Annotated in this window: 23 protein-coding genes and 1 pseudogene; 19 read left to right on the top strand and 5 right to left on the bottom strand. The window is 46.8% G+C overall.

Features of this window, described 5'->3' with window-relative positions; genetic code table 11:
* Positions 1-7: 7 nt before the first annotated feature.
* From mshL to ACMXYS_RS16770, 12 genes and pseudogenes are all read left to right on the top strand, one after another.
* Positions 8-1,591 carry a pilus (MSHA type) biogenesis protein MshL gene (mshL, locus tag ACMXYS_RS16825; RefSeq protein WP_415882854.1) on the top strand — a complete coding sequence of 528 codons (1,584 nt, stop codon included), beginning with the start codon at positions 8-10 and terminating at the stop codon, positions 1,589-1,591.
* Between the two features lie 12 nt (positions 1,592-1,603).
* The gene (locus tag ACMXYS_RS16820) at positions 1,604-2,506 is read left to right on the top strand and encodes an ExeA family protein (RefSeq protein ID WP_415882853.1); all 903 of its coding nucleotides are present in this window, start codon (positions 1,604-1,606) and stop codon (positions 2,504-2,506) included.
* Complete coding sequence (locus ACMXYS_RS16815; protein ID WP_415897176.1) at positions 2,503-3,942, top strand: tetratricopeptide repeat protein; 1,440 nt, start codon at positions 2,503-2,505, stop codon at positions 3,940-3,942. Before ACMXYS_RS16820 ends, ACMXYS_RS16815 begins: the two co-directional genes overlap by 4 nt.
* A 14-nt stretch (positions 3,943-3,956) precedes the next feature.
* Entirely contained in the window at positions 3,957-5,732 is a 1,776-nt protein-coding gene (locus ACMXYS_RS16810; protein WP_415897175.1) for a GspE/PulE family protein, read from the top strand.
* Between the two features lie 17 nt (positions 5,733-5,749).
* Entirely contained in the window at positions 5,750-6,976 is a 1,227-nt protein-coding gene (locus ACMXYS_RS16805) for a type II secretion system F family protein (protein WP_415882850.1), read from the top strand.
* Between the two features lie 12 nt (positions 6,977-6,988).
* Positions 6,989-7,042 (top strand): annotated as a pseudogene (locus tag ACMXYS_RS16800) (hypothetical protein); the annotation flags it as partial.
* 15 nt (positions 7,043-7,057) lie between these two features.
* The gene (locus ACMXYS_RS16795; protein ID WP_415884699.1) at positions 7,058-7,498 is read left to right on the top strand and encodes a hypothetical protein; all 441 of its coding nucleotides are present in this window, start codon (positions 7,058-7,060) and stop codon (positions 7,496-7,498) included.
* Between the two features lie 73 nt (positions 7,499-7,571).
* The gene (locus tag ACMXYS_RS16790) at positions 7,572-8,108 is read left to right on the top strand and encodes a Tfp pilus assembly protein FimT/FimU (protein ID WP_415897174.1); all 537 of its coding nucleotides are present in this window, start codon (positions 7,572-7,574) and stop codon (positions 8,106-8,108) included.
* Between the two features lie 13 nt (positions 8,109-8,121).
* Positions 8,122-8,736 (top strand): prepilin-type N-terminal cleavage/methylation domain-containing protein, encoded by a 615-nt coding sequence (locus tag ACMXYS_RS16785; RefSeq protein WP_415897173.1) that lies wholly within the window; start codon positions 8,122-8,124, stop codon positions 8,734-8,736.
* Complete coding sequence (locus ACMXYS_RS16780; protein ID WP_415882847.1) at positions 8,717-9,277, top strand: prepilin-type N-terminal cleavage/methylation domain-containing protein; 561 nt, start codon at positions 8,717-8,719, stop codon at positions 9,275-9,277. The genes ACMXYS_RS16785 and ACMXYS_RS16780 overlap by 20 nt, the downstream gene beginning before the upstream one ends.
* On the top strand, positions 9,277-10,161 hold the full coding sequence (locus ACMXYS_RS16775; protein WP_415897172.1) for a type II secretion system protein J: 885 nt from the start codon (positions 9,277-9,279) through the stop codon (positions 10,159-10,161). The genes ACMXYS_RS16780 and ACMXYS_RS16775 overlap by 1 nt, the downstream gene beginning before the upstream one ends.
* A complete protein-coding gene (locus ACMXYS_RS16770; protein WP_415882845.1) occupies positions 10,151-10,615 on the top strand; it encodes a hypothetical protein in 465 nt (154 codons plus the stop codon). The genes ACMXYS_RS16775 and ACMXYS_RS16770 overlap by 11 nt, the downstream gene beginning before the upstream one ends.
* Positions 10,616-10,639: 24 nt before the next feature.
* Here the strand turns inward: ACMXYS_RS16770 and pyrE are convergent, their stop codons facing one another.
* Positions 10,640-11,281, bottom strand: a complete 642-nt coding sequence (gene pyrE / locus ACMXYS_RS16765; RefSeq protein ID WP_415882844.1) for an orotate phosphoribosyltransferase — start codon at positions 11,279-11,281, stop codon at positions 10,640-10,642.
* A gap of 175 nt (positions 11,282-11,456) precedes the next feature.
* Between pyrE and ACMXYS_RS16760 the strand changes: the two genes are divergently transcribed.
* Positions 11,457-12,227: an exodeoxyribonuclease III gene (locus tag ACMXYS_RS16760; protein WP_415882843.1), complete on the top strand. Its 771-nt coding sequence runs from the start codon at positions 11,457-11,459 to the stop codon at positions 12,225-12,227.
* A gap of 57 nt (positions 12,228-12,284) precedes the next feature.
* On the opposite strand, the gene rph is transcribed toward ACMXYS_RS16760, so the two are convergent.
* Positions 12,285-13,055, bottom strand: coding sequence for a ribonuclease PH (gene rph, locus ACMXYS_RS16755; RefSeq protein ID WP_415889631.1), 771 nt, complete (start codon positions 13,053-13,055; stop codon positions 12,285-12,287).
* 101 nt (positions 13,056-13,156) lie between these two features.
* Here rph and ACMXYS_RS16750 point away from each other — a divergent pair, with 101 nt between their 5' ends.
* Entirely contained in the window at positions 13,157-14,020 is an 864-nt protein-coding gene (locus ACMXYS_RS16750) for a YicC/YloC family endoribonuclease (protein WP_415897171.1), read from the top strand.
* Between the two features lie 60 nt (positions 14,021-14,080).
* Here the strand turns inward: ACMXYS_RS16750 and ACMXYS_RS16745 are convergent, their stop codons facing one another.
* On the bottom strand, positions 14,081-15,511 hold the full coding sequence (locus tag ACMXYS_RS16745; protein ID WP_415897170.1) for a peptidoglycan DD-metalloendopeptidase family protein: 1,431 nt from the start codon (positions 15,509-15,511) through the stop codon (positions 14,081-14,083).
* A gap of 152 nt (positions 15,512-15,663) precedes the next feature.
* Between ACMXYS_RS16745 and gmk the strand changes: the two genes are divergently transcribed.
* The 3 genes from gmk (at position 15,664) to ACMXYS_RS16730 (ending at position 18,853) form a co-directional block, all read left to right on the top strand.
* Complete coding sequence (gmk, locus tag ACMXYS_RS16740) at positions 15,664-16,278, top strand: guanylate kinase (protein ID WP_415897169.1); 615 nt, start codon at positions 15,664-15,666, stop codon at positions 16,276-16,278.
* Between the two features lie 60 nt (positions 16,279-16,338).
* Positions 16,339-16,551: a DNA-directed RNA polymerase subunit omega gene (gene rpoZ / locus ACMXYS_RS16735; protein WP_415882839.1), complete on the top strand. Its 213-nt coding sequence runs from the start codon at positions 16,339-16,341 to the stop codon at positions 16,549-16,551.
* A gap of 169 nt (positions 16,552-16,720) precedes the next feature.
* Positions 16,721-18,853, top strand: coding sequence for a RelA/SpoT family protein (locus tag ACMXYS_RS16730; protein ID WP_415882838.1), 2,133 nt, complete (start codon positions 16,721-16,723; stop codon positions 18,851-18,853).
* A 29-nt stretch (positions 18,854-18,882) separates the two neighbouring features.
* Here ACMXYS_RS16730 and ggt read toward each other — a convergent pair whose 3' ends face one another.
* Positions 18,883-20,637 carry a gamma-glutamyltransferase gene (gene ggt / locus ACMXYS_RS16725; RefSeq protein ID WP_415897168.1) on the bottom strand — a complete coding sequence of 585 codons (1,755 nt, stop codon included), beginning with the start codon at positions 20,635-20,637 and terminating at the stop codon, positions 18,883-18,885.
* Between the two features lie 117 nt (positions 20,638-20,754).
* On the opposite strand from ggt, the gene ACMXYS_RS16720 reads away from it, so the two are divergent.
* Positions 20,755-22,062: an HDOD domain-containing protein gene (locus ACMXYS_RS16720; RefSeq protein WP_415897167.1), complete on the top strand. Its 1,308-nt coding sequence runs from the start codon at positions 20,755-20,757 to the stop codon at positions 22,060-22,062.
* Between the two features lie 72 nt (positions 22,063-22,134).
* Here the strand turns inward: ACMXYS_RS16720 and ACMXYS_RS16715 are convergent, their stop codons facing one another.
* Entirely contained in the window at positions 22,135-24,069 is a 1,935-nt protein-coding gene (locus ACMXYS_RS16715) for an ATP-binding cassette domain-containing protein (protein WP_415897166.1), read from the bottom strand.
* Here ACMXYS_RS16715 and ACMXYS_RS16710 point away from each other — a divergent pair.
* Positions 24,068-24,592 (top strand): TIGR02444 family protein, encoded by a 525-nt coding sequence (locus ACMXYS_RS16710; RefSeq protein ID WP_415882834.1) that lies wholly within the window; start codon positions 24,068-24,070, stop codon positions 24,590-24,592. The genes ACMXYS_RS16715 and ACMXYS_RS16710 overlap by 2 nt on opposite strands.
* Positions 24,593-24,634 lie beyond the last annotated feature (42 nt).

The raw sequence follows: 24,634 nt of genomic DNA, 5'->3' as shown, positions 1-24,634 counted from the left end.
AGAAATAATGATGAAACGTATTTTCAATGCTCTTGCTATGGGCAGTGTTCTTGTCTTAAGCGGCTGCCAAACTCTTCCGCCTGTTGCAGGTACGACCACTAAACAAGTGGGTGAATCCGCGATTGAAGAAGCGATTGAAGAGAACCAAAAAGCGGTCACTGCAGCACCTCCGCCACCACCTCTTGTTCCTGCTCTTTTACCGCCGCTTGATTTACAAAACAGTCAGGCGGTTAATGAAGAGCGTTTTGATATTACGGCTGAAGCATTACCTGCAAAAGATTTCTTCATGGGGTTGGTACAAGGTACACCGTATAACATGATCGTTCATGAAGCGGTCGGTGGCAGTATCTCGCTTGAATTAAAAAATGTCAGTGTCGCTGAAGTTATGCAGGCGGTTCAGCGTGTATACGGTTATGAATTCGAACGCACAGGTAACCTATATCAAGTATTGCCAGCCTCACTACAAACAGAACTGTTCCAGATTAACTATTTAGACATTCAGCGTGATGGTACATCTGATACTCAAGTAAGTGCTGGTTCTGTCAGTACTTCAGGTGAAAACTCTAGTGCCGAGGAAGTGATTGGTACCCGCATTAGTACCAAAACCTCGACTAATTTCTGGGGTAATCTAAAAAGTACGCTAGAGACCATTGTTGCTGGTGAAGGCCGCAAAGTTGTTGTAACTCCACAGACAGGCGTTGTTGTAGTCCGTGCGCTACCAAGTGAACTTTCCACTGTGCGTGAATATTTGGCGCAAGCTGAACTGATCTTGCATCGTCAGGTAGTAATTGAAGCGAAAATATTAGAAGTAACGTTGAATAATGGTTTCCAAGCGGGTGTTAACTGGTCCGTTTTAGGTAAGCCGGGGCAAGGCAATACTGCTCTGTTTAGCCAGTCTTCTGTTGGTTTGAATAATGATGATGGAATCGGCGGTATCTTCAAAGCTGATCTGAGTATTGGTGATTTTACTGCTGTAATTGAGTTATTGGGTAGTCAGGGTGATGTACAGGTGCTGTCGAGCCCGCGAGTATCTACCGTGAATAACCAGAAAGCTGTGATCAAAGTGGGTACAGATGAGTTCTTTGTTACTGAAGTCGAAAATACGACAACGACCGGTACGAGTACAACATCGTCACCGAGTATTGAACTGACGCCTTTCTTCTCGGGTATTGCGTTAGATGTAACCCCGCAGATCAGTGCCAGTGGCGATATCGTTTTGCATATTCACCCAACCGTTTCGGAAGTGGTAGATCAGCAAAAACAGATCAGCGTGGGTACTGATGATTTCAATATCCCATTGGCTCTAAGCTCTATTCGCGAGTCGGACAGTATTGTCCGTGCAGAGAGTGGCCAGGTGATTGTGATTGGCGGTTTGATGAAGTCTACTGATAGTGATCTACGTGCTAAAACGCCAGGTTTAGGTGATCTTCCGGGTGTGGGTAACTTGTTTAAGCAAAAGCGCCAAGCGGGTAGTAAAACTGAACTTGTGATTATGTTGCGGCCTGTATTAGCTAACCATGATAATTTGCAGAATGAGCTAAAGCGCAGTTTGCGATCTTTCCAGAGCCTGCAATCTACACCAGCAATGTGATAGGAGTGCTGGATGTACACTGAACATTTTGGTCTAAGTGAACTGCCGTTCACTCTGACCCCAAACACGCATTTCTTTTTAAATATGCCAACGCATCACGAAGCGTTGAACTTAATTATGGTCGCCCTGGCAGGGGGTGATGGCTTTGTAAAAGTTGTTGGCGAAGTGGGTACAGGCAAAACCTTACTTTGCCGTAAACTCCTGAATGCGTTGGAAGGTGATGAATATGTCACCGCTTATATTCCAAACCCTTATCTAAGCCCTGATGAATTTCGTAAGAGTTTTGCGCAAGAGATTGGTTTAGATGTCTCGGGTGTCGAACACTTTGATCTATTGAATGCGATTAACCACAAATTGATCGAACTTGCTCAAGCGGGTCGAAAAGTCGTGTTATTGGTCGATGAAGCTCAAGCTATCCCAGAAGAGACTATTGAGGCCTTGCGCTTATTAACTAACTTAGAAACTGAGTCTGCAAAGCTGTTTCAGGTTGTGCTCTTTGGTCAGCCAGAATTAGATGAGCTACTTGGTAAAAAATCTTTACGGCAGCTCCTACAGCGTATCACTTTCAGTTATGAGCTTAGTCATCTGGATAGCGAAGCGGTTGAACATTATATCGATCAACGTGTTCAGAGAGCGGGCTTTCAGGGAATGTCACTGTTTAAACGTGATGCCGCTAAAAAAATTGCCCAAGCGTCTGGAGGTACTCCGCGCTTGATTAATATTCTGAGTCATAAATCGTTGATGGCAGCCTATGGTAAAGGCGACCTTAAAGTCGATGGCAGTCATGTTTCCAGAGCGATAGATGATACTCAAGGGATATCTATTCCAAAAAATCCGCAGCCGTTAATTTGGGGATTGGTCGGTTTATTGTTTGTAGCAACGGCTACCCTAGTTTATTTAGGTGTTAGCTCGTGAGCTTAGTTAACGATATGCTTCGTGATCTGGAGCAGCGAAATGAACGCCCTGCCAGTGTCCCTGGTAACCAGTCGAGTGTTAAGGCTGCTCAATTTGTTGAGGCGGATAAGCCCAATAACTTGCCGCGATTATTTTTATGGGTAATCGGGGTGAGTGCGTTGTTAATGACTGCTTGGCTGCTTTGGAAAGATCAGTCTTCGTCGCCTGAGGTTGTAAATAATGGCGTTCAATTAGCCTCATCTTCAGACAAAACAGCAGATCAGCCCGTTACAAAAGTAGCTGCGCCAACTCCGGCTGTGCCTGTTCTTGCAGAGCCTAAAGTAGAACCCGTTATACCAATTCAGGCTGTAATTACTGAAATTCAGTGGGCCGGAACAGAGCAGGGCGGCGATCTTGTGGTTCGTCTAGATGGTGCTGCTGATGTACAAGTGGTTAGCCAAAATGAAAATGTAATCGTAATCGCTTTTGATGATGCAATTTTGCAGTCAGCGTTGCCTAGTATCAGTAATGGTTTAGTAAAACGCGTCGACCTTAATACCGAGTCTGATCGTGCTTTACTGACAGTTACCACTGAAAGAGATAGCCAATTTGCCTTCCGTGTCCAACAAGCACCGACAACCCTTGTTTTAGGTGTGATGGCTAAAGAACCAAGTGTAAAACCTGTAGAAAGGATTGTTGTGACAGAAGTGGTTTCTGAAGACAATAATTCAGAAGAGCAGATTGAAGTACCTGAACAAGTAGAAGAGGTTGTTAAAAAGCCTAACGCGATTAAATCCGGAGAAGAGTTACAAGTTGCGCATCCAAATGATGCTATGGTTGAAAAGACCCGGCCAAGCAAACCTGTAACTAAAGCAACTGCTAAAATGTCGGATCAGCAGTCAGCTGATCGAGCTAGACGTCTGATTAATCAAGGTAAGTTGGCTGATGCTGAAACGTTGCTGCTGACAAGCATAGCGGAGCATATATCTAAATCTTTGGCTTCTCGACGTTTATTGTCGACGTTGTACCTGTCGACGGGTAAGCAATCGAAAGCCGAGCGCTTATTGTCTGATAGCTTGGTGCTGTTCCCATCGGATGCTGCTTTACGCAAGCTTCAGGCTCGTATTTGGCTGAGTTCAGGTCACCAGGCTCAAGCGGTTTCCTTACTGGAAAAAGATAAGCCTGTGATGAAGCAAGATACAGAGTTCTATGAGTTATTGGCGAGTGCGTATCAACAGAATGGTAACTATACAAATTCTGCTCAAAACTATTACCAGCTTTTGCAATTGAACAATCAAGTTCCTCGTTGGTGGGTCGGATTGGGTTATGCGTTTGAGCAGTCACAGCGTTTCCGCGATGCGCGTAATGCTTATCTAAGTGCAACGCAGATTCCGTCGATCGACAGTAGTTTGAAACAATATGCTCAGCAGCGTGTTCAAGCGCTGTCTGGGCGCTAGGAGGAAGGGGCTGCATGGCTGCACCTAAAATGAAAATCCGAATTGGTGACTTGCTAGTTCAGAATGGTGTTATTACCGAACCACAGTTGATGGAAGCTCTAGGCCGCCAAAAAGAAACGCGCCAAAAGCTGGGTAAAACGCTAGTTACCATGGGATATGTTCAGGAACAGCAGTTTCTCGAGTTCCTGTCGCAGCAGCTTAATATTCCTCTGGTTGATCTAACCCATTACTCCTTTAATCAAGAAGATGTGCTGCGTCTGCCTGAAACTCAAGCGCGTCGATTCCGTGCCCTAGTATTAAAAGAAGATGTTGATCACTTCTTGGTGGGTATGTCCGATCCTATGGACATCTTCGCGTTTGACGAGTTGCAAAGAGCTTTGCCAAAGCCTATTGAACAGGCGGTGGTATCAGAAGCTCAGTTACTGCAGTCCATGGATCTGCTTTATCGTAAAACCAGCGATATTGAAGACCTTGCCGATCAGCTAAACGAAGAGATCGCCGATGATGCCTTCGATCTTGCTGCGCTTACTGCAACCGATGAAGTAGATGTTCCGGTTGTTAAACTGCTGAAAAGTTTATTTGAAGACGCCGTACAGGTTGGTGCTTCCGATATTCATATCGAGCCAGATGAAACGGTGCTGCGTATTCGTCAGCGTGTTGATGGTGTGTTGCATGAACATGTAATGAAAGAGAAACGTATCTCTTCTGCATTGGTACTCCGATTAAAGCTAATGGCGTCTCTGAATATTTCGGAGAAGCGCCTACCGCAAGATGGCCGCTTTAACATCAATGTTTCTGGTCATAGTGTTGATGTTCGTATCTCGACGTTACCTATTCAGTTCGGTGAGTCGGTAGTAATGCGTCTACTTGACCAGTCGGGCGGAATTATCGGCTTAGATAAGGTTGGCTTGCCTGATCACATGTTGCCGCGTTTACGTAAGATGATTAATGAGCCTCACGGTATCTTATTGGTAACAGGCCCTACCGGTAGTGGTAAGACAACCACTTTGTATGGCGCATTGAATGAACTAAACAGTCATCAGAAAAAGATCATTACCGTAGAAGATCCGGTCGAGTACCGCTTGCCACGTATTAATCAGGTGCAGGTGCAGCCGAATATTGGTTTGGATTTCTCCACTGTATTACGTGCAACTTTGCGTCAGGACCCGGATATTCTTTTGGTTGGTGAGATTCGAGATAAAGAGACCGCAGAGATTGCATTGCGAGCCGCAATGACAGGTCACTTTGTACTTTCGACCTTACACACCAATGATGCCGTATCCAGTGCCATGCGTTTGACAGATATTGGTATTGAAGGCTATCTAGCCGCGTCTGCGCTAAATGGCATTCTAGCGCAGCGCTTGGTTCGTAAAATCTGTGAAAATTGTAGTCAGCACTACCATCCAACAGGTCAGGAACAGCTTTGGCTAAACGAGCGTCAGGAAGAGCTTGGTTTGGATGATATCGAACTTAAAAAAGGCCGCGGTTGTACCTATTGTAACAATACGGGTTACAAGGGCCGAACCGGTATTTTTGAGCTGTTAGAGATCAATGATGCCATGGCTGATGCATTAAGACGTGATGACAGTGCAGCTTTCACAATTGCAGCAAAAACAGATCCTCACTATAAACCACTCGTTTATAGTGCGTTAGATCTGGCGATAGCAGGTGTTACTTCCTTAGAAGAAGTATTCCGCGTTACCGAACAGCTAGATGAATCGATGTACCTTGATGCGCCATCTGCGGATGAAGCACCAGCACAACCTAGTTCCGGTTTTGAACTGGAATAAGCGAACGAGATAAACCTATGGCGATCTACAGTTATCGAGGGCGAAACCGTGATGGGGTTGAAGTGAATGGCCAGCTTGAAGCGGGCACATCGGCTTTGGCAGCATCGCAGTTAAGTGCTGATGGCATTATCCCAATAACGATTCAAGTTGCTGAAAAGGTCGTTGAGAAAAAGGGTAGTAAAGAGGTACAGATCAAACTGTTCCAGAAGATAACTCTGGATGAATTGATCATGTTTAGCCGGCAGATGTACAGCTTAACCAAAGCTGGTGTGCCGATTACTCGAGCTATGCGAGGTTTGGCTAATACTGTGACGAATCCTTTGCTTACTGAAACGCTGTCAACGTTAGCTGATGATCTTGAAAAGGGCCATGCACTGTCTTCGGCACTAGCAAAACACCCTAAGGTCTTTAACGAACTGTATATCAGCATGATCCACGTAGGTGAAAACACCGGTCAGTTGGATGATTCATTTAGGCAAATGGCTGCTTACCTCGAGTTAGAGAGGCAGACTGTTAAAAATATTAAACAAGCGACTCGTTATCCGTTGTTTGTATTGATTGCGATTTCTGCTGCTGTAGCCATTATTAATATCTTTGTTATCCCAGCTTTTAAATCAGTTTTTGAAAGTTTCGGCGGTGAGGTTCCTTGGCAAACACAAGCATTAATTACGCTGTCTGATTTCACTGTGGATTGGTGGTATGCCATTCTGATTGGCATCGTTTTGAGCGTATTTGTTTTCTATCGATGGAAGAAAACAGAAAAAGGCCGCATGACTTGGGATCGAAGAAAACTGAAGTTTCCTATTGTGGGGCCGATATTCTACAGAGTGATCTTAGGGCGCTTCTCTCGTACTTTCAGTATCGTATTGAAAGCGGGTGTGCCTATTGAACAAGGATTGTCGATCGTTGCTAATGCAGTTGGTAATCGTCATATAGGTAAAAAAGTTGCAGGTATGCGCCAAGGTATTGAGCGAGGCGAGTCCTTTACCCAAACTGCTCATCAGACTGAAATGTTCAGCCCCTTGGTGATGCAGATGTTAGCGGTCGGTGAAGAAACAGGTCGAGTAGATCAGATGTTGGAAGAAGCAGCTGGTTTTTACGAACAAGAAGTAGAGTACGACCTGAAAAACTTAACCAGTGCGATAGAACCTATTTTGATTATAGCTATAGGCGCTATGGTATTGGTACTAGCCTTAGGTGTGTTCCTGCCATTGTGGGAGTTAAGTACTACCATTAATGGCTAGGGAGGATAAAAATTGCAACGGAGATGTAGTGGTTTTTCACTATTGGAACTAACAGTTTCAATTTTTATCATAACAGTGCTGATGGCGTTTGCACTACAACGTTTGGAACTGCTGATTGAAGATGTTGAGCGTGTTTCCTTTGAAGGTAGTCGCGATAATATTCAGGCGCAGATCACGCTTAAAGTAGCTTACTGGTTTGCTGAGCAACAGATTGTGGTACCAGAAGATATTGCGCAGCAGAACCCGGTGGATTTGATACAGCATAAACCATCGAATTATGGCGGTGAGCTTACGTTTAGTGAATTGCCAAATGCGGCAGGTGAGCATTGGTATTTTGTGACCGATAAACGTTGGTTGGTCTACAAGGCTAAACGAACAGATAACTTAGAAAATGATTTTATGCAGGCTGATTTAATCCCGTTTAGGGTTGAGATTCGTTTGCAAAATGGCTCCTCTAAATCAGGGTTGGCCACAGCGGCAACTCTAAAGCCGCTATATAAATTTTATTGGCAAGCAGATTAACTATACAACTGAGTGCTAATTTGTTAAAAATCAAATAATTGCAAACATAATAAACCCAGGAGCAAAGAGTTCCATGAAAAAGCAAGCTGGTTTTACAATCATTGAATTAGTCGTAGTGATTGCTCTATTGGGCATTTTGGCTGCGGTTGCCTTACCACGATTTATCAATGTTACGGGCGATGCACACAATGCTGCGGTTAAAGGCACAGCAGGTGGTTTTGCAGCAGGTGTTGCGTTAGCAAAAGCTAAAGCTGTAGTAGAAAATGCTGCTTCAGGGGCATCTGTTCAGCTAGACGGTTCTGTGAGTGTTGTTGTTAACAGTACTGGCTACCCAGTTGCAGAAGACGGTTCTCCTCCTGCGAATTTAGCAGCCCTTCAAGCTGCTGACTGTGTGGAAGTTTGGGATAGTGTCTTACAAGGTAACCGTCCAGTAGCTTCTACAGGTGCTCCAGCTCCAGGTAATGGCATTGATTATCAAGCAGCGGGTGCTGGTGCTGAGTGTACTTATACTTATAGTGCTCAAAACACTGCTGTAGATCCTGCTGTAGATCGTGTAATCACTTATGACTCTAGTAATGGTAACGTTGATGTTACTGGTACTGATCAGTAAGTAGAAATCCCTTATGAGCAGTGTCAGTCCTGATCGATCTAGGCAATGCTGCTCTAAATCTCGCCAGCGTGGTTTTACGCTGGTCGAGATTATTGTTGTTATCATCCTGCTGGGTATTCTCTCAGCTGTTGCTATCCCTCGAATTGGTAATGTTGCTCGTTACGATGAGCTTGCGCTTCGTAGTGCCATCATGGGCTCGTTACGTTTAGCGCAAAAAGCCGCTTTAGCGCAGCATGCTTCCTCTGTGTACTGGGTGCTAGAACGCTCGTCTGATACACAATGGCAGATCTCTTTGTTGATTGACTCTGACACTTCAGATGCAACGCCACCAACCAGTATTACCCCTCCTCAGCTCAATGCTGAGATCACAGCGGATGCGTTATTATCCTACACCGCGTCCCTTGTATCGGGCTCAGAATCAGGCAGTTTGTCGTCTGGGGAAAACCTAGTGGTGATGTATAACCAACTGGGCGATATGATCCGTGTTGATAACAATGTTGTTCTAAATTCTGCTGCGAGCTTTCCAGACGACGGCCAAGAGGTTGATAGCAGTCTGCAATTTACCGATGACAATGGCGACTACTGCCTTTCACTGACAGGGTATACCTATGAAACGACCTGTCGCTGAACGAGGCTTCTCGCTAGTTGAAGTAGTCATCACCATTGTGATTATTGCTATCGCTCTTACAGCGGCGATAGCAGGTTGGGGCACCATTGCCCGCCATAGTTCCGATGTCATGTGGCAAACCAAAGTATCCTATCTTGGGCAGGCCTACCTCGAAGAAATTTTGTCACGCCGATACGATGAACTTACGCCTTTAGGCGGTAGCCCACCTTGTGATCCTTGTACGCCCGCAGCGCAATTTGGCGTGAATGCTGGTGCGCCAATTACCAGTAAAGATGGTGAATCCCGGGAAGAGTTTGATGATGTTGATGACTACCATGGCTTAACAGAGAGCGCGGTTGGTTTATTCAATGCGCTTGTGACGCCGGGTGGTATTCAGTCTTATGAAGGTTATGAAGTCTCTGTTCAGGTGACTTATGTCGGTAGCACCTATTTCTCAGGTGCTGACTCTGAATTAGTCAAACAAGTGATTGTTACCGTTACTCCTCCAGCCAATACGGGGCAGAGCCCTGTGGTGTTCAGTGCTTTGCGGGGTAACTACTGATGCGTCGTCAAAGCGGTTTTACACTGGTTGAATTAATTGTCGTGATTACCCTGTTGGGGATCATCTCTCTGGTAACCGTAGGCTTTATTACTTCAACCATGCAAGGCTATGCGGATCTAACGAGGCGTGATCAGCTTTCATCTTCGGCACGTGTGGCAGTTGAGCGTATGGCGCGCGAGATCAGAAACGCCCTGCCTAATAGTATCCGTGTTGGTGACTCAGGAAATTGCTTAGAGTTTATACCTGCCTTGGCGGCCTCTCGATATATCTCTGTACCGCTAACGGCTGTTTCGGCATCGTCAGCATTTAGCTCCGTGCCGTTTGCTACATCACCTGATCTTGGCCGTGTGGCTGTATACCCGATAGATACTAATACCGTGGATGAACCCGGCAGACCTGCAGGGCAAAACCCAATCTACGATCTGGATAGTTGGTCGATTATCTCCCCAATGATCAGTGCCAGCAGCGCATTGGATTCAGGATCAGGCACGGTGGATGTGTTATTAAACTCTACCCATCGTTTTCCCGCGGATTCCCCCTCAAAACGTTACTTTATTGTTGATGAACCGGTGAGCTTTTGTGTCGTAGGGAGTGATCTTTATCGTTTTCAGGGGGTAAGCGGTAGTGCGTACACTTATGCGATTACCCAGCCTACAGGCGCAACTTTATTTGCCAATCTAGCAGAGCCACAGGAAGCGCTGTTGGCAAGTGATGTCGTAAGCCCTGTGGATAACGATGCCTTTACATACAGTGAAGCGACATTACTTCGAAATGGCATTGTCCTGTTTGATCTGTTTGTAGAGGATCAGGTACTAACCAGCAGGGATACAACGCAGGAAAGTATCCGAGTTCAATTTGAGGTGCAGGTGAGAAATGTCCCATAAATTACCTGTAGTTGCGTTGAGATCTAAACAGCGAGGACTGGGTCTTATCTCGGCTATCTTCGTGATCACCGTATTAGCGGTCATCATTGCCGGTATGAGCCGTTTCTTTGCGCTTAGCCAAGATGTGACAGCTCAAGAGTTTCTTGGCGCTAGGGCGATTACAGCAGCGCAAACGGGGATAGAGCTAGAACTAACCTGTCTAGGCAATGGAGCATCTGGCTGTGTGGCTTCGGCTGCAGTTGGAAGCCCGCCTGCACAAGTTGATTATTGGCCAGGGCCTGCCGCCAGCGATACCTTTAATATCAATGGCCTGCAAGGGTGTCGATCGGAAGTTTTTTATCGGACGGTGACATCGCCAGAAGGTGATTTCTGGACCATCGATAGTACGGGCTACTGCGGTGGTAGTGGCTTGGATGGTGCTTCGAGGAAGGTTGTGATCAGAGCTGCCCAATAAAGAGCAGCTCCGGTAAAGCCTAACTTATATACCGTATTCGTCGCGGTATTTACGAATCGCTTCAAGTTCAGTCGCCATATCGCCTTTTTCAGTCAAGTAATCAATTAGATCACCTAGGCTAACGATGCTGATAACAGGCATGTTGTAGTCGCGCTCTACTTCCTGAATCGCAGATAGTTCGCCTTTACCTTTCTCTTGACGGTTAAGGGCAATCACAACACCAGCAGGTTTTGCGCCCGCTTGATCGATGATTTCCATTACTTCACGAATCGCTGTGCCTGCTGTGATTACATCATCGATGATCATCACGCCGCCTTCCAGAGGTGCACCTACAAGGCTACCGCCTTCACCGTGAGTTTTTGCTTCTTTACGGTTGAATACGTAAGGAACATCATCACCGTGCTGATCAGATAGGGCTACCGCTGTTGTCGCAGCTAGCGGGATACCTTTGTACGCAGGGCCAAGCAGTACATCGTAGTTAACGCCAGAATCTTTGATCGCCTGAGCGTAAAAGCGGCCAAGCTTAGCTAGCGCAGTACCTGTGTTGAAAAGACCTGCATTGAAAAAGTAAGGGCTAGTACGGCCAGATTTAAGCGTGAACTCGCCAAAACGTAGTACGTTCTGTTCGATAGCAAACTCAATAAACTCGCGCTGGTAATCCTGCATGGCAAACTCCGCTGGGAAAGGGGTAAAAATTTTGCGGCTATTCTACCAGCGGAAGCCTTGAGTCTCCATTGTTCAACGAACACTCAAAAAATTTCAATTTGCTTAACTTCCCTATACAATTCGAGCAATCGCTAAAAATAATAGATAAGTCTGATAACGGACAGGAACACCTTCTATGCGCGTCATCACATTCAATGCTCAAGGTATTGAACAAGCTACTGAAAACGGTTTTTTTGACTGGATGGTCCGTCAAGATGCTGATGTTGTTTGCTTGCAGGATCTGCGGGCGAAAGAATATCAACTTGATGACGAACGCTACCACCCCGAAGGTTATCACTCATACTTCTTCGATGCTTGGGAAGATGGTTACAGTGGCGTTGCTATATACAGCCGTACTATTCCTAAAGCGATCATGACCGGTTTGGGTTTCGAACTGTGTGATCAGCACGGCCGTTTTATCCAAGCGGACTTTGATGATGTCAGTGTTGGCTCATTCTGCCTCCCTTCTGGTTTGAAAGGTGAAGAGGCTCAAAAGCAGAAAGAAGACTTTATGGTCGACTTTATCGGTCACCTAAATAAAACCCTGCGTAAGCGTAGAGAGTTTATCTTCTGTGGCACGACTAACATTGCGCACAAGCCAGTCGATCTTAGTAACTGGTACGCTAACCAAACGGTTTCTGGCTTCTTGCCGCAAGAGCGTGAGTGGATGGCTGAGATCTTTGATGAGATGGGCTATATCGACGCTTTCCGTCAGATCAACAAAGCTGAACGTCAATTCAGCTGGTGGCCTGATTACAATCGTGCCCGCAAGCTGAACGAAGGTGCTCGCTTGGATTACCAGATTACTTCTGCAAGCCTGCGTAAGACGGTTAAAAATGCGCAGATCTATCGTGATCAGATGTTCAGTGAACACGCGCCAATCATCATCGATTACGATTTTGATTAAGACGATTTAGAAAACAAAAAAGGAGCCAATAGGCTCCTTTTTTAATGGGCTGAAGGTTTATTCAGCCAAAGCTTTTTGCTGCAGATCGATCAGCTCAGAGATACCTTTGCGTGCTAGATCCAACATCGCGTTCAGCTCTTCCTGAGTATAAGGCGCGCCTTCGGCAGTACCTTGCACTTCGATAAAGCCGCCGTCACCGGTCATGATCACGTTCATATCGGTTTCAGCTTTGCTGTCTTCGGCGTAATCCAAATCGAGAACAGGCTCACCTTCATAGATGCCTACAGACACTGCAGCGATCTTCTGTACCATAGGGTCGCCTTTCATCGCGCCGTTCTTATCTTGTTTAAGCACGTTAATTGCATCTTGAAGGGCAACATAAGCACCGGTGATAGATGCTGTGCGTGTACCACCATCCGCCTGAAGAACGTCACAGTCTAGGGTGATCGTGTTTTCACCTAGCTTTTTAAGGTTAAGCGCAGCACGAAGAGAGCGACCGATCAAACGTTGGATCTCTACAGTACGACCGCCTTGTTTGCCTTTCGCCGCTTCACGACCGTTACGAGACGTTGTAGAGCGAGGAAGCATGCCGTACTCAGCAGTAATCCAGCCTTGGCCAGAACCGCGCAAGAAACGAGGTACACCGCGTTCTACAGTTGCAGTACAAAGCACCTTTGTATTACCAAACTCAACTAAAACGGAGCCTTCAGCGTGCATAGTAAAGTTACGAGTGATCTTAACTTCACGCATCTGATCATTTTCACGTCCGCTTGGGCGGTGCTTCTTAATACCAAGAGTTTGCAGCTGTTCTGAAATAGATGAACTCATGCCTGTCCTTTATCAATATTCTGGTCTGCCATAGCGTGGCACTGCCGAGCTAGGCTGTTACAATGCGAATTAATGATGCATTTTAATCGAGAATGAACAATATGACACGTAGCATGACAGCTTTTGCTCGACAGGAAGCCGAGCACGAATGGGGATCTCTAAGTTGGGAGATCCGTTCCGTTAACCATCGTTATCTGGAACCTCACCTGCGTTTACCGGAAAACCTAAAAGAGCTAGAAGGTTTTCTACGTGAGCAGCTACGTAAAAATCTAAGTCGCGGTAAAGTTGAATGTACTCTGCGCTTCAACCCAGAAGCCAAAGTTCAACAGCTGGTGGTTAACCCTGCCTACGCACAAGAAGTTGTACAAGCCGCAGAACAGATTCAAGGCATGCTGAAAGAGCACCAAGCGCTTGATCCACTAGAACTACTGCGCTGGCCTGGCGTATTGCAAGACACCAAGCTAGATATGGATCTAGTCAAAAAATCCGCCAAAGATCTTTTCGGTACATCTCTTAAAGACCTGATCGAAGGCCGCGGCCGCGAAGGTGTTGAACTCGCAACACTGATCAACCAGCGCCTAGATGCGATCAGCGAAATAGTCAAAGAAGTTCGCGAAAAGATGCCGCAAATTCTGCAAAACCAACGCGATAACCTGAATCAGCGTTTAGCAGAACTAAAAGTAGAACTAGATGAAGGCCGCGTTGAACAAGAGATCGCTCTGCTAGCGCAAAAAGCTGACGTTGATGAAGAGATGGACCGCCTAGATACTCACGTTCAAGAAGTGCGTCGTGTCCTAAAACAAAAAGGCCCAATCGGCCGTCGCTTAGACTTCCTAATGCAGGAACTAAATCGCGAAGCGAATACGCTGTCTTCAAAATCGATTGTAGCGAGCACAACCCAGTGTGCGGTTGAGCTGAAAGTACTGATCGAACAGATGCGTGAGCAGATCCAGAATATTGAGTGATTCAATCTAGAATCACCAGAACCCTACTCGGATCCGAGTAGGGTATCTTCAAGTCTTATTTTAAAGCGTACTCTGTGCGCTTTTCTCGCCTTTATTACTTAAAGCCAGCTGTTGCTCATTCTTAGGCTGATCTAAGCGAGCAATATAGTCTTTAAGCTGGCGTTCGAATGCGTTTTTCTTCTTACCTGTGAGTGATACCGCAATTGGGATTTTGGCTTTCATTGCGTTCACCGGGCGGCCATTTTTATGTAGTTCGAAGTGTAGGTGAGCGCCGGTTGAGCGGCCTGAGTTGCCGGACAGGGCGATCTTTTGGCCGCGTTTCACGCGTTGGCCTTTAACTACATAAGATCTATGCAAGTGTAGGTAACGGGTTTTGTAGCTCTGACCGTGTTTGATCTCGAGATAGAGCCCCGCGTATTTATGGCGAACCACACGGGTTACGACACCATCACCGGTTGATACTACTGGTGTGCCGATGCGCATGGCGAAGTCGGTGCCGTTGTGTGGGCGAATCAGCCCGGTTACAGGGTGTTTACGGCGTGGATTAAAGTGTGAAGATAGACGGTATTTACCGTTAAACGGATAGCGCTGGAAGGCTTTCTCTAGATTACGGCCTTTCTCGTCGTAGTAGTTATCTTCAAACAGGAAAGCGCTGATATTGTGGCGGTTCTTGATTCGGATTGCCTCAACTTTAGTGTTGCCGGTTGCTTCGCCATCAACATATTGGCGAGAAACGAGCACTTCAAACTTATCACCACGCTGGATATCGCGACGGAAGTCCACGCGTTGTTTGAGCACTTGGGTAATCGATTGCGCCTCAGCTTGAGTTAGACCAGCTTTTTTGCCCGAACCAGTAAAACTATAGAGAATCTCGCCTTGGATTAGCTTCTCTTGCCAATCACCTTCGATACGAATCTCTTCAAACTCAAAACTATCTGCTTTTCGCGTATACACAACTTTGTGCGCAAGGCTAAATTGCAGTTCTAAACGCTGTAGTTTTTGATTTTGTTTTTCAAATACTAATGTATGCCCCGGCATTAGATTATCCAAAGCTAGAACGTTTACGTCAGTTTCGAGCAGCTGATACATGGTTTTTTGAGGCAGGTGTAAGCGCTCAAATATTTTACCTAAGGTATCGCCTTTACGAACGATGTATTGGTAACCATTAGTGCCTGTATCTGGAACTAACAGGGTTTCTGCGGCGGGTACGCTGTCAAAAGTCCAAGGGGCTTTTAGCTGGCGAATGCTAAATTTTGGTTGCTCAAAGATTGGCGCATCGGTGTCCACAAGGTGTTCTAAAGATAAAGGTGTGGACGAATGAGGGCGATCGCCAGAGGGTAGAAAAGCCGCCACTAGAAGCATTGCTGCTAAGGCTATAAGTGCGCGCTGGTGGCGCTTAGGTAAAGCTGTTACAAAACCTGCTGAGGCTGAAATCCAGCGCATCAAAGTAAACCGTCGTACAAAGTTTGAGTCATATGTACTTTCGATCATATAGTATTTATCGCTGAAAGGCCCGTATTTCCTCACGATTCGTGGTTTTAAATCGCTTATTTAGTCTGTTTTCATGGTGAAAAAGGGGAAAGATCTTATAATAGCCCTGCAGCAAGACGGTTTGCTGCTTCAATTTGAGTATGAGAAATCACATGGCTAAAGGCACGTTATATGTTGTTTCGGCTCCTTCGGGAGCGGGTAAAACCAGTCTCGTTAAGGCGATGCTAAAACAGGATAATGATATTGTCGTATCAGTATCCCACACCACGCGGGACATGCGTCCGGGCGAAACAAACGGTGTGGACTACAATTTCGTGTCTATGGATGAGTTCAATCAGATGATTGAAGCCTCTGATTTCCTAGAGTTTGCTGAAGTATTTACCAATAAATATGGCACCTCTCAGCGTTGGGTTGAGGATCAGCTAGAGCAGGGTAAAGATGTGATTCTGGAGATCGATTGGCAGGGGGCGCAGCAGATTCGTCGTCTGATGCCTGAATGCCTGTCTATTTTCATTCTGCCGCCGTCCCGTGAAGCACTACAGGAACGCCTGACTAACCGTGGTCAGGACACTGACGAGGTGATCAACCTACGTATGTCTGAAGCGGCGAGCGAAATGAGTCATTACGGCGAGTACGATTACCTTGTGATCAACGATGATTTTGATCAGGCACTGCGTGAACTACACGGCGTATTCCTGTCGCAGCGTATGCAGATCGCCCAGCAGCAAGAACGTTGCCGTGATCTGTTGAGTTCTCTATTGTCATAAGCAAAATATGCAGGTAAACTGCGCGGTCTTTTTAATGTACCGAATTCTGAGGTTACCCCCATGGCACGAGTTACCGTTGAAGATTGCCTAGAAAACGTAGATAACCGTTTTCAGTTGGTTATGGTTGCTGCTAAGCGCGCACGTCAGCTTGCTACTGGCGGTAAAGAAGCAAAAGTAGAGTGGGAAAACGACAAGCCAACCGTTGTTGCTCTACGTGAAATTGCAGAAGGTCACACTGACCGTACTGTTCTGGACGAAGTCGAGCAAGACTAAGCCCTAAGCACACTGCTTTATCAGACGCCTCGCTATCATGCGGGGCGTTTGTGTTTATACTTGTTGGTAAATTCGTTAGTAATTCCTTGTTTAGGTCTTTTCCTAGCAGAATGAATGCGGCATCATCAGATGTAATGTGCATTTATTTGTTTGTAGCACTGGAGGGGCAATGCCGACCATTGACGCACTTTCTCAACGCTTGAATGATTACCTGGATCTAGAACAGATTCAGCAGGTGCGTCGTTCCTATTTTTATGCCGAACAGGCCCACGATGGCCAGAAGCGTAAAAGTGGTGAACCTTATGTAACTCACCCCCTTGCCGCTGCAAATATTCTTGCAGAATTGCGTATGGACCATCAGAGCCTGATGGCAGCCATGTTGCACGATGTTATCGAAGATACCGAGATCGCCTACGAAGGGATTGAATCCCAGTTTGGTAAAGCCGTTGCCGACATCGTTGACGGTGTATCTAAACTGACACACCTAGAGTTTGAAACCAAAGCAGAAGCTCAAGCCAGCAACTTCCAGAAGATGGTGTTGGCGATGGCGGAAGATATCCGCGTGATTTTGGTGAAACTGGCGGACCGTCTTCATAATATGCGTACCTTGGGTGCGATGCCGGGGCATAAGCAGCGTCGTATTGCTCGTGAAACGCTGGATATTTACGCACCGATTGCCGCGCGATTAGGTATGCGTGATGTTCAGGTGGAGTTGGAAGATCTAGCATTTCAAGCGCATTACCCAATGCGTGCTAAGCATATCCGTCGAGCAGTAGTTCAAGCCCGTGGTCAGCGTAAAGACGTGATTAGCTCGATTCAGGAAACGATCGAAAAGCGCCTCCAGAAAGAGGGGTTGAGTGGCACGGTTACTGGTCGTGAAAAGCACCTTTACAGCATCTACTCCAAGATGAAGGCGCAGCGTAAGTCCTTCTCTGAGATCATGGACGTATTTGCTTTCCGTATCGTGACCGACTCAGTTGATGACTGTTACCGTACACTCGGTGCCGTGCATAATTTGTATAAACCGGTGCACGACCGTTTTAAAGACTATATCGCGATCCCTAAAGCCAATGGCTATCAGTCTCTACATACTGATCTGTTCGGCGCACGTGATATCACCATCGAGGTGCAGATTCGTACCCATGAGATGGATGCAGTGGCTAATCAGGGTATTGCTGAACATAGCCACTACAAGAACGAAGAAGAGTTAGATGCGTCTGATAGCGCATTAGGTAGCTATAAGCGTGCCCGTAAGTGGGTGCAGGGCCTATTAGAGATGCATCAGCGTGCTGGTAACTCGATGGAGTTTATCGACAGCGTTAAGACCGATCTGTTCCCAGACGAGGTTTACGTCTTTACGCCGCTGGGTAAAATTATGGAGCTACCAAGTGGTGCGACAGCGGTAGACTTTGCCTATGCCGTCCATACCGATGTGGGTAACTCTTGTGTATCTTGCCGTATTAACCGCCGATTGGCGCCGTTATCTCAGCCGTTAGAAAACGGCCAAACCGTTGAAATTATTACTACCCCAAGCGCTCAGCCAAATATGGCATGGCTCAACTTTGTTGTCACAGGTAAAGCGCGTACAGCGATTCGCCACTACTTGAAGAATCAACAGCGTCACGAGTCTGTGGAGCTTGGTCAGCGCTTGTTAAATCAGTTCCTCGCCAATTATGGTGCGACCTTAAACGATATCGATCCGTTTAAATTGCGCGAGCTGCTACAAGAAGCGGAATTGGGCAGCATGGAAGACTTGCTAGAAGATATCGGCTTGGGCAATCGTATGGCTTATGTGGTTGCGCGTAGGTTGCGTCCTGAAGAGGATCTACAGGCAGCCGATGATGACGAATCTAATCGTCGTCAGAAACCGATGTCGATTAAAGGTACCGAAGGTATGGTGCTGCAATATGCGAAATGCTGTTTACCTATCCCGGGTGACTCGATTATTGGTCATATCAGTACTGGCCGCGGTTTAGTTATCCATCAGACCGATTGCCGTAATATAGGCTACCTGCGTGATGATCCAGAGAAATGTATTTATCTGGAATGGTCAGACAACTTGGACGAAGAGTTCAGCGTTAATCTGACCGTCCAGGTTGAGTCCCATCGCGGCATTATTGCTGAGCTTGCTACGACCACTTCGAGCATAGGTGCGGATGTTGTTGCGATTGATATTAGTGAGCACGAAGGTCAGCTAGCGAATGTCCATATGGAAGTGACAGTGACTGACCGTATCCATTTGGCTCGCGTGATGAAAAAACTGCGTCGTTTGAAGAGTGTGAACCGTATTACCCGCGACTAATGTCGTTTTACGTAAAAAGTTAGCACTAGTTATTCCCCTAGTGCTAAACCTTCCCTTCGATTATCTACTGCACTTTCCCATTTGTTTGATGGCAGACGGCGGAATCCGTGTAGGCCACTATTCAGATCTCTTACCTTAATCTGATGCCCCATCGCCTCTAACGGCTGCTGCAACTGATCTATAGGTGTGCCAGCCTCAAGCTCGGTTAATCCATTGCGGTTGCTTATATGCGGCTGATTGACGATCTCCTGCATACTGAGGTCAGAGTTGAACATCAGCAGCAGGCTTTGCGCTACATAGTTGATGATTCGGCTTCCGCCAGGAGAACCAATGGCTGCATATAGATTGCCATCTGTGTCGAATACCATAAACGGCGACATCGAACTGCGTGGACGTTTACCCGGCTGAACGCGGTTGGCAACGATCTGTCCTTTGCTAATACCTTTAAAGGAGAAGTCCGTTAGCTGATTGTTCAGCAGAAAACCACCTGCCATCAGCGTTGAACCAAACGCCATCTCGATACTACTGGTCATCGACACCGCATTTCCCCAACGGTCGACCACCACAAAGTGAGTAGTGGAGGGGCGTTCTGGGGATTGCGCATCAACTAAGTTAGCCATCGCATGTGGAGGTTTGCCTGCCATGGCTTGGCCTAAGTCTTTATCTAGCGAGATTAGTTTGGAGCGCTCATTTAGGTAGTTAGGATCGAGTAAGCCTTGTACAGGCACATCGACAAAATCACTATCAGCTAGATAACGGCCACGATCCGCAAAAGCGAGACGGGATGCTTGGGTGAAGAGGTGGTTAAACTCCAAGCTCTCTGGGGCAAAGGTTGCTAGATCATGTTGCTCAAGCAGTTTTAGTATCTGCAGTACAGTGACACCGCCAGAGGTTGGCGGCGGGAAACCGCACACTCGATACTCTTTGTAGGGTAGGCAGATCGGATCGCGTTCTTTAGCTTGGTAGCTAGCTAGGTCACTTTTATCGAGTAAGCCTGGATTATCCTGAATGGACTGCACCTTATCCGCGATTGCGGTTGCAATAGGGCCTAGATAAAACGCTTGGGTGCCGTTATCAGCAATTAACTGCAGACTGTCAGCTAATTCGGGGTTAGTTCTGATAAAACCGACCGGCAGAGGGGAACCGTCAGGGTTATAAAAATAGTCTCTCGCTTCTTTATAACGGTTAAGCCCCGGGTTGATTCCACTGGCGATCAGTTTATGTAAGCGTGGGCCTATCGGAAAGCCTTCTCTAGATTGTTGAATGGCATCGTCAAACAGCTCTTGCCAAGCCAGTTTACCGTGCTTTTCCTGCGCGACCTCCAGCATTTTTAAAACACCGGGTGTGCCAACAGAACGCCCACCGACCATCGCTTCTACCCATGGCATCGGCTTTTTATTCTTTTGGAACAAGCGATAATCTGCTTTCGCCGGTGCTGTCTCGCGGCCATCATAAGCCTTCAGCGTTTGCTGCTCCTGATCCCAATAGAGCATAAACGCGCCGCCACCAATACCAGAGGATTGTGGCTCAACTAAGGTCAGCATAGCTTGAATGGCTACGGCAGCATCTGCGGCTGTACCGCCTTGTTGCAGAATGCTTAGGCCTGCCTGAGTAGCAAGAGGGTGTGCGGTTACGACTAAGGATTGTTGGGTGGCGATCGCTTCGTTTTGATAGAGCCCGGTAGATGATTCGGGAGCAAGGTCTTCTTCCACAGCGTGAGCGGAAAGACCGAGAAGTGAGAAGATGATCAGCAATGCTTGGCTAATTTGGAGAATTTTCGACATTTTTCTCATTTAAACTGATTTAAATCGTTAATTTTTGACCAAGAACTTTGCTTTCCCGAATTGTTGCTAATAATCTACCCTTTAGATTAAACCAAGACTAGGTTTGGAGAGAGTAAATTGTCAGTCGGTGTACGGGTTCTGGAAAACAGTGGCGAATTACCGCAGTTTCGCTTGGTGTTATTGCATGATGCTGAAGGTAAGGTACTGGCTCTGCTTCCTGCGGCGTCATTACTCAATTTAGTTTCTGTCTGGAAAGAGACAGGTCGACAGCTACAGCCTGTTCGTGGCGAAGATGCGAAACGCTATTTTAGCCAAGATGCCTTAAGGCACCCTGAAGGACAGAAAAAACTTTTATCTCTCAAGCTTTTGGTTTCGCCTGAAGTTTTACAGCACGATCGAGTCGAACTGATCGAGCCGCACGCTGAGCTTTGTTTTGGTGTGAGTGCTAAACAGATCGAAAAAGCGAGTAGCTGTAACTTAGCGCTTACCACAGAACAGATCGAAGCTGTGCAGCCGAAAGGTGATGACCGCGTTGTTATCACCCAGGCGGTTGAGCGCTTTACAGAGTTGCGAATTAAGCAGCGCCTTGAAGATACTTTAGGTCTTCCTTCTCTTTCTCCAACGATTAAGAAAATTATCGAGCTTCGCTCTGACCCAGAAGCAGGCGTGAGTGAACTTGTCCCGGTCGTGCGGGTTGATCCTAGCCTTTCTGCTCAAGTAATGAGCTGGGCGGCATCACCTTATTATGCGGCTCCAGGTAAAGTAAGCTCGATTGATGATGCGGTTATCCGTGTCCTTGGTTTTGATCTCGTGATCAATATGGCGCTAGGTACGGCGATGGGTGAGATGTTACGTGTACCAGAAGATGGTCCTCGTGGAGCGACGCCTTACTGGTTGCAGTCGGTCTATAACGCTGCGTTTGCTGAGCAGCTATGCCGTGCTATGCCAGAAAATGAAGATCAGCCTAAACCGGGTTTGATCTATCTGTCTTCTTTGCTACATAACTTTGGTTATCTAGTACTGGCACACCTGTTCCCACCACACTTCACTTTATTGTCCCGTTATATCGAGGCTAACCCACACTTTGCTTTAGATTCGGTAGAGCAACAGGTGTTGAGTGTTACCCGCGAACAGATTGGTAGCTGGTTGCTATCGAGTTGGGAATTGCCAGCTGAGGTAACGACAGCGATTCGTCATCAGAATGAACCTGATTATGCCGGCGAACATAGTAACTATGTCAAAGTGCTCTATATGGCAAACCGTCTGCTGCGTCAGCAGGGTTTAAGTGACGGTCCTTTGGAAGAAGTTCCAGAAGAGATGTATGTAGAGCTTGGCTTAAAAGAGCCTGATGTAGCGAAAATGCTCCGCCGTCTAATGCGTAATGACGAAGATATTAAAGAGTTAACAGCGTTACTGGGTGACTAAATTTAACTAGTCTCGATCTAATCTGACAGCCACCCTTTTTTCTAGTGTAACTGTCAGATTAGAACTACAAACCTAAAGCTCGCCCAGTTCTTCCTCAAGGGCTTCCAGAGCTTCTTGCTGCTCCATCCACTCTTCTTCGGTTTGCTCTGCTTGCTGCTTCAACTCCGCTTGTAGCTGCAGCAAGGTTTTGAGCTGGTCCTTGTTTTGTTCTTCGTAGATCGAACTATCACTCAGGGCTGATTCGATCTCATCTAGCTGTTCGTGCTGCTTTTCCATCGCTTTTTCTAGCTTTTCCAACTGTTTCTTCAGTGGACGTAGCTGGTTACGACGTTCGGCTGCTAAACGTTTCTGTTCCTTACGTTCTGCTGCTGAGAGCGTCTTTTTCTCTTCTGTCGCTGCAGGGGCGAACGCTTCAGCTTCGGCTTTTTGTTCGAGGCGCTTCTGTTCTAACAACCAGTTTTGGTAGTCGTCTAGATCGCCTTTAAACTCTTCAACTTTGCCGTTTGCGACCAGAAGGAACTCATCTACAGTATTACGCAGCAGGTGACGGTCGTGGGATACTAGAATCAGTACGCCTTCGAACGATTGCAGTGCAAGAGTCAGTGCGTGACGTACTTCCAGGTCCAAGTGGTTGGTTGGTTCGTCCATTAATAGCAGATTTGGTTTCTGCCAAGCGATCATAGATAGCGCAACGCGGGCTTTTTCACCACCAGAAAAGTTATCCACAGGCTCTAATGCACGATCACCGATAAAACCGAAGGAACCAAGGAAATCACGGATCTCTTGCTCAGAGGCTTTCGGGCTGATGCGCTTTATATGTAACAGCGGTGATGCCGCCATATCGAGTGCTTCAAGCTGATGCTGGGCAAAATAACCGATCTGCAAGTTGTCACTTTCGTGGCGTTCGCCATTGCAGAGATCCAAATCGCCTACTAAGGATTTCACTAGGGTCGACTTACCAGCACCGTTCGGGCCGAGAAGGCCGATACGCGCACCCGGCGTCAGGGTCAAAGAGGTTTTATCCAGAATAACGCTGTCATCATAACCGCACTGTGCATCGTACAAAGTCAGCAATGGCGATGACATCTTGTCTGCAGAGCAAAATTTAAAGCTGAACGGACTATCAATGTGCGCAGGCGCAATTTTCTCCATGCGCTCCAGCTCTTTGATACGGCTTTGCGCTTGTTTTGCCTTAGTGGCTTTAGCACGGAAACGGCGGACAAAGTTTTCAATTTCACCAATACGCTGTTGCTGTTTCTCAAATGCAGATTGTTGCTGTGCCAGACGATCCGCCCGCTGTATTTCAAAGGCTGAGTAACCGCCCTTGTATAGATTCAGCTTGTTACGCTCGATATGAGTGATATGGCTTACCACGTTATCGAGGAAATCACGGTCATGGGAGATCAGAATCAACATGCCCGGGTATTGGCGCAGCCATTGTTCCAGCCAGATCGTTGCATCCAGATCCAAGTGGTTGGTTGGCTCATCCAGAAGTAACAGGTCAGATGGGCACATCAATGCTTGAGCTAGGTTAAGACGGATTCTCCAGCCGCCTGAGAACTCTTTGACTGAACGGGTGATATCGTTATGGCTAAAGCCTAAACCGGCGAGAAGCTGGGCTGCACGAGACTCAGCGCTATAACCGTTGTGGTTATCTAGCTCGGCATGCAGCTCGCCTAAGCGATTCATATCATGATCGGCTTCTGCTTTCGCAAGCTCTTGCTGGATAGAGCGGAGCTTGTAATCACCGTCTAAGACGTAGTCGAGTGCTGAGCGATCAGAGGTCGGAACCTCCTGCGCCATATGAGAGATACGCAGTCCCCCCGGTAGCTCGAGGTCTCCGTTATCACAGTGAAGCTCTCCGAGTAGCAATTTAAACAGAGAGGATTTACCCGCACCATTTGCACCAACTAAACCGACTTTCCACCCCGAATGTAGGGTCAGATCGGCTTGTTCTAGCAATATGTTGTGGCCGCGTTGTAAGCTAACTTGCTGAAATTGAATCATGGCGGCGGATTTTAACATAGAGATGCAATTGAAAAATGACCTTTGGGACTTTGCGCTCAACTTTTATCAACAGCCGGGCATAGAGCAGAGCTGTTTAGAGTTACAGAACGAGTTTGGGTTGAGCATTAACCGACTGATCTTCGCCTGCTGGGGCGGGATACAAGGCTATGTGCTCGACACGATTACTTGTGATGAGGCGGATCACTGGCAGCAGGAGATGACCCATCCACTGCGTGGTGTTCGTTATAAAGTGCGCGAACGTAAGCAGCAAGAATCGGAATATGATGCTTGTTATCAGAAGCTGCGTCAGGCTGAATTGGCTTGTGAGCAGATCGAGCTCGCTTTGCTCTATCAACAGGGCCAAAAGGCAAAGCAAACACGACCATCTTCAGAAATAATTGAAGAAAACCTGCATAGCTATTTGAAATCTAAAAAAGTGCCTATAGATAAAGAGATATTAGGCGCATTGAATCCCCTGTTACAGGCGGCTAACACCTACTTAAGCACGAATCATAAGGAATAGGTGGTGCCCCGCTGAACTTTGCTGTTTAATCAGGGACTAATA

This window comes from Neptuniibacter sp. QD57_21, from assembly GCF_047778075.1.
In the GTDB taxonomy this organism is placed as follows: domain Bacteria; phylum Pseudomonadota; class Gammaproteobacteria; order Pseudomonadales; family Balneatricaceae; genus Neptuniibacter.
This window is presented reverse-complemented; position numbering and strand designations above follow the sequence as displayed.

Bases quoted from the DNA above. Each gene is read 5' to 3' on its own strand.
- ACMXYS_RS16745 (WP_415897170.1), bottom strand. From the start codon at position 15,511: ATGATCGAAAGTACATATGACTCAAACTTTGTACGACGGTTTACTTTG.
- rph (WP_415889631.1), bottom strand. From the start codon at position 13,055: ATGAGTTCATCTATTTCAGAACAGCTGCAAACTCTTGGTATTAAGAAG.
- ACMXYS_RS16770 (WP_415882845.1), top strand. From the start codon at position 10,151: ATGTCCCATAAATTACCTGTAGTTGCGTTGAGATCTAAACAGCGAGGA.
- ACMXYS_RS16805 (WP_415882850.1), top strand. From the start codon at position 5,750: ATGGCGATCTACAGTTATCGAGGGCGAAACCGTGATGGGGTTGAAGTG.
- ACMXYS_RS16750 (WP_415897171.1), top strand. From the start codon at position 13,157: ATGACACGTAGCATGACAGCTTTTGCTCGACAGGAAGCCGAGCACGAA.
- ACMXYS_RS16715 (WP_415897166.1), bottom strand. From the start codon at position 24,069: ATGATTCAATTTCAGCAAGTTAGCTTACAACGCGGCCACAACATATTG.
- ACMXYS_RS16710 (WP_415882834.1), top strand. From the start codon at position 24,068: ATGGCGGCGGATTTTAACATAGAGATGCAATTGAAAAATGACCTTTGG.
- pyrE (WP_415882844.1), bottom strand. From the start codon at position 11,281: ATGCAGGATTACCAGCGCGAGTTTATTGAGTTTGCTATCGAACAGAAC.
- ACMXYS_RS16780 (WP_415882847.1), top strand. From the start codon at position 8,717: ATGAAACGACCTGTCGCTGAACGAGGCTTCTCGCTAGTTGAAGTAGTC.
- ACMXYS_RS16760 (WP_415882843.1), top strand. From the start codon at position 11,457: ATGCGCGTCATCACATTCAATGCTCAAGGTATTGAACAAGCTACTGAA.
- ACMXYS_RS16790 (WP_415897174.1), top strand. From the start codon at position 7,572: ATGAAAAAGCAAGCTGGTTTTACAATCATTGAATTAGTCGTAGTGATT.
- ACMXYS_RS16730 (WP_415882838.1), top strand. From the start codon at position 16,721: ATGCCGACCATTGACGCACTTTCTCAACGCTTGAATGATTACCTGGAT.
- ACMXYS_RS16810 (WP_415897175.1), top strand. From the start codon at position 3,957: ATGGCTGCACCTAAAATGAAAATCCGAATTGGTGACTTGCTAGTTCAG.
- ACMXYS_RS16795 (WP_415884699.1), top strand. From the start codon at position 7,058: ATGGCGTTTGCACTACAACGTTTGGAACTGCTGATTGAAGATGTTGAG.
- gmk (WP_415897169.1), top strand. From the start codon at position 15,664: ATGGCTAAAGGCACGTTATATGTTGTTTCGGCTCCTTCGGGAGCGGGT.
- ACMXYS_RS16775 (WP_415897172.1), top strand. From the start codon at position 9,277: ATGCGTCGTCAAAGCGGTTTTACACTGGTTGAATTAATTGTCGTGATT.
- ACMXYS_RS16785 (WP_415897173.1), top strand. From the start codon at position 8,122: ATGAGCAGTGTCAGTCCTGATCGATCTAGGCAATGCTGCTCTAAATCT.
- rpoZ (WP_415882839.1), top strand. From the start codon at position 16,339: ATGGCACGAGTTACCGTTGAAGATTGCCTAGAAAACGTAGATAACCGT.
- ACMXYS_RS16820 (WP_415882853.1), top strand. From the start codon at position 1,604: ATGTACACTGAACATTTTGGTCTAAGTGAACTGCCGTTCACTCTGACC.
- ggt (WP_415897168.1), bottom strand. From the start codon at position 20,637: ATGTCGAAAATTCTCCAAATTAGCCAAGCATTGCTGATCATCTTCTCA.
- mshL (WP_415882854.1), top strand. From the start codon at position 8: ATGATGAAACGTATTTTCAATGCTCTTGCTATGGGCAGTGTTCTTGTC.